Source organism: Roseateles sp. P5_B10 (genome assembly GCF_056400485.1).
This window is the reverse complement of record NZ_JBFULE010000576.1, coordinates 1-3,472: the sequence shown is the minus strand read 5'-3', so window position 1 is coordinate 3,472 and position 3,472 is coordinate 1. Positions and strand designations below refer to the sequence as shown.

The 3,472-nt window shown below is 66.1% G+C and carries 4 protein-coding genes; all 4 read left to right on the top strand.

Annotated features, from left to right (window positions below; genetic code table 11):
* The coding region (kdgR, locus tag AC1DU6_RS24100) for a DNA-binding transcriptional regulator KdgR (RefSeq protein ID WP_477860159.1) at nt 1–810 on the top strand (810 nt) is incomplete at its 5' end.
* A 90-nt stretch (nt 811–900) separates the two neighbouring features.
* Nucleotides 901–1,920 carry an NADP-dependent oxidoreductase gene (locus AC1DU6_RS24095; protein WP_457446612.1) on the top strand — a complete coding sequence of 340 codons (1,020 nt, stop codon included), beginning with the start codon at nt 901–903 and terminating at the stop codon, nt 1,918–1,920.
* Nucleotides 1,920–2,444 carry a GNAT family N-acetyltransferase gene (locus tag AC1DU6_RS24090; protein WP_457321414.1) on the top strand — a complete coding sequence of 175 codons (525 nt, stop codon included), beginning with the start codon at nt 1,920–1,922 and terminating at the stop codon, nt 2,442–2,444. Before AC1DU6_RS24095 ends, AC1DU6_RS24090 begins: the two co-directional genes overlap by 1 nt.
* Nucleotides 2,445–2,446: 2 nt before the next feature.
* On the top strand, nt 2,447–3,334 hold the full coding sequence (locus AC1DU6_RS24085) for an SDR family oxidoreductase (protein WP_457321412.1): 888 nt from the start codon (nt 2,447–2,449) through the stop codon (nt 3,332–3,334).
* Nucleotides 3,335–3,472 lie beyond the last annotated feature (138 nt).

Here is a 3,472-nt window from a genome sequence, read left to right as displayed (position 1 = left end):
ACGATGGACGACGACATTGCTGATTCCAAGCAGCCGGAGTCGGTTGCCGCGGTACTCAAGGTGTTCGCGATCCTGAACGCCCTGGGTGAGCGCAGTGACATCGGTATCACCGACCTGTCGGTGCGCCTGGCCATGCCCAAGGCCACGGTCTACCGTTTCCTGCAGACGATGAAGGGCCTGGGCTATGTGCGCCAGGAAGCCGACAGCGAGCGTTACGGCCTGGCCATGCGCATGTTCGAGATCGGCGCCAAGGCCCTGCCCTCGCCCGAACTCGTGGACCTGTCCAAGCACCACATGCAGATGCTGGCCGACGCCACTGGCGAGACCGTCCACCTGGGCAGCCTCATCGACAGCGAGATCATCTACATCCACAAGGTCGATTCGCGCCACATGCTGGGCATGTACTCGCGAATCGGCCGCCGCGCGCCGCTGCACTGCACGGCCATCGGCAAGGTGCTGATGGCCTGGGAACACCCCGAGCGCCGCGACCGCATCCTCGACGGTGCCGAGTTCAAGCGCTTTCGCGACAAGACCATCACGGAACGCCCGGCCTTCCTGGCCGAGCTGGAGCAGGTCAAGAAGCAGGGGTTCGGTGAAGACCGCGAAGAGTTCGACGATCACATCCGCTGCCTGGGCGTGCCCATCTTCGACCGCCTCGGCCAGCCCATCGCCGGCATGAGCGTGTCCTTCCCGACCTTCCGCTTCGATGTCGAAAAGGCGCCCGAGGTCGTCAGGATGCTGCAGACGGCCAGCAAGGACATCTCCGAAAAGCTGGGTTGCACCAGCTACCCGATCACGATCGCACCGTGAGTCGACCGCTCTAAAGCGTTGTCGCGCCTGGGACGTAGGGGCCTCCCCCGGGGTGCTTCAATGGCGGCTGTCGTGTGAACCAGCAGCCCCATGAGCCCCATCAACCGCCAGATCGTCCTCGCCTCCCGCCCCAAGGGCGAGGTCACGCCCGCCAACTTCCGCCTCGTCGAAGCGCCGCTCACCGCGCTGACCGAGGGCCAGGTGCGCGTGCGCAACCACTTCCTCAGCCTCGATCCCTACATGCGCGGGCGCATGAACGAGAGCAAGAGCTATGCGGCCTCGCAGCCGCTCGATGAAGTCATGATCGGCGGCACCGTCGGCGAAGTGGTCGAGTCGAAAAACGCCAATTTCGCCGTCGGCGACAAGGTCGTCGGCATGGGCGGTTGGCAGGAATTCCAGACCGTCGACGCCACCCAGCGCGGCGTGCTGAACAAGGTCGACACCGCCCACATCCCCCTGTCCGCCTACCTGGGCTCGGTCGGCATGCCCGGCGTGACGGCCTGGTATGGCCTGACGAAGATCATCAACGTGAAGGCCGGTGAAACCGTCGTCGTCAGCGCCGCCAGCGGTGCGGTCGGCAGTGTGGTCGGCCAGCTCGCCAAGGCGCGCGGCGCCCGCGCGGTGGGCCTCGCCGGCGGCGCCGACAAGTGCCGCTATGTCGTCGAGGAACTGGGCTTTGATGCCTGCATCGACTACAAGCAGCACCCCGACGTGCGCTCGCTGTCTGCCGCGCTGAAGGCCGAGTGCCCGAACGGCATCGACGGCTATTTCGAGAATGTTGGCGGCATGATCCTGGACGCCGTCCTGCTGCGCGCCAACGCCTTCAGCCGCATCGCGATGTGCGGCATGATTTCCGGCTACGACGGCCAGCCCATCCCGATGGCGGCGCCCCAGCTCATCCTCGTCAACCGCATGAAAGTCGAAGGCTTCATCGTGTCCGAGCACATGGAAGTCTGGCCCGAGGCGCTGAAGGAACTGGGCACGATGGTCGCCACGGGCAAGCTCAAGTTCCGCGAGTCGATTGCCGAAGGCATCGCCAGCGCGCCCGAGGCTTTCATCGGCCTGCTCAAGGGCAAGAACTTCGGCAAGCAGCTCGTCAAGTTGATCTGATGCGCTGGACCTGCCTGCGCTTTGACGAACTGAGCGTGCAGCAGCTCTACAGTGTGCTGGCCCTGCGCTCCGAGGTCTTTGTCGTCGAGCAGAACTGCGTGTTCCTTGACATYGACGGCCTCGACGCCAAGACCTGGCATCTGCTTGGTCACGGCGATGACGGCCAGCTCAAGGCCTATGCGCGGCTGATCCCACCGGGACTGAAGGCGCCCGACGCCCTCATCGGCCGCGTCGTCACATCGCCCGCGGCACGCAGTGGTGGCATGGGCCGCGCGCTGATGGCCGAAGCCGTCGCGCAGTGCGAGCAGCTGTGGCCCGGCCAGTCGATCACGCTGCATGCGCAGGCGCACCTGGAGCGCTTCTACGCAAGCTTCGGCTTCTCGCCCATTGGCGAGCAATACATGGAAGACGGCATCGCTCACCAAGAGATGCAGAAACGTAGCCCCCAATCGGCGCAAGCGCCTCAGCCCCCCGAGGGGGTTAAGAAGCCTCGGGGCGGCCCTTCGCCTTCTCTGGAGACCTGAACATGACCAAGAAAACCGCAGTCATCACCGGCGCCGGTTCCGGCTTCGGCCTGGAAACCGCCCGCCTCGCCGCCCGGCGCGGCATGAACCTCGTCCTCGTCGACGTGCAGGCCGATGCGCTGGACAAGGCCGCCTCCGAGTTCAAGGACGTCGAGGTGCTGGCCCGGGTCGTCGACGTGGCCAAGGCCGATCAGATGGAAGCCCTGGCCGCCGCCGTGCAGGAACGCTTCGGCGCGCCCCACTTCGTCTTCAACAACGCCGGCGTCGGCTCGGGCGGCCTGATCTGGGAGAACTCCCTGGCCGACTGGGAATGGGTCATGGGTGTCAACGTGATGGGCGTCGTGCATGGCGTGCGCCTGTTCACGCCCATGATGCTGGCTGCGGCCAAGGCCGACCCGGGCTACTCGGGCCACATCGTCAACACCGCCTCCATGGCTGGGATGCTGAACCCGCCGAACATGGGTGTCTACAACGTGTCCAAGCACGCCGTCGTGTCGCTGTCCGAGACGCTGTACCAGGACCTGTCCCTGGTGACCGACCAGGTCCATGCCTCGGTGCTCTGCCCCTTCTTCGTGCCCACCGGCATCAGCCAGAGCCACCGCAACCGCCCCGGCGAGTTCGCGGCGAGCAAGCCGACCAAGAGCCAGATGATTTCCCAGGCCCAGAGCGACAAGGCTGTGTCCTCGGGCAAGCTGACCGCGGCCGATGTGGCGGCCATGGTGTTCGACGCCATCGACCACAACAAGTTCTACATCTTCAGCCACCCGCAGGCTCTGGCCGGCGTACAGACGCGGCTGGAGGACGTCATGCTGCTGCGCAACCCGACCGATCCCTTCCTCGATCGGCCCGAGATCGGCGCCGGCCTGCGCGCCAAGCTGCGCGCCGATTGAGCCCGCCCAGCGGGGCCTGACCATCGCGTCGGCCTCGCGGGCCCCCTTGCGCAGCGACTGCAGCTGCACTGAGCCCTGCCGGCCCCAGCCGGCAGGGCTCAGTGCATGGGGGAACGAGAAGTTCAGGCCACCTGCGAC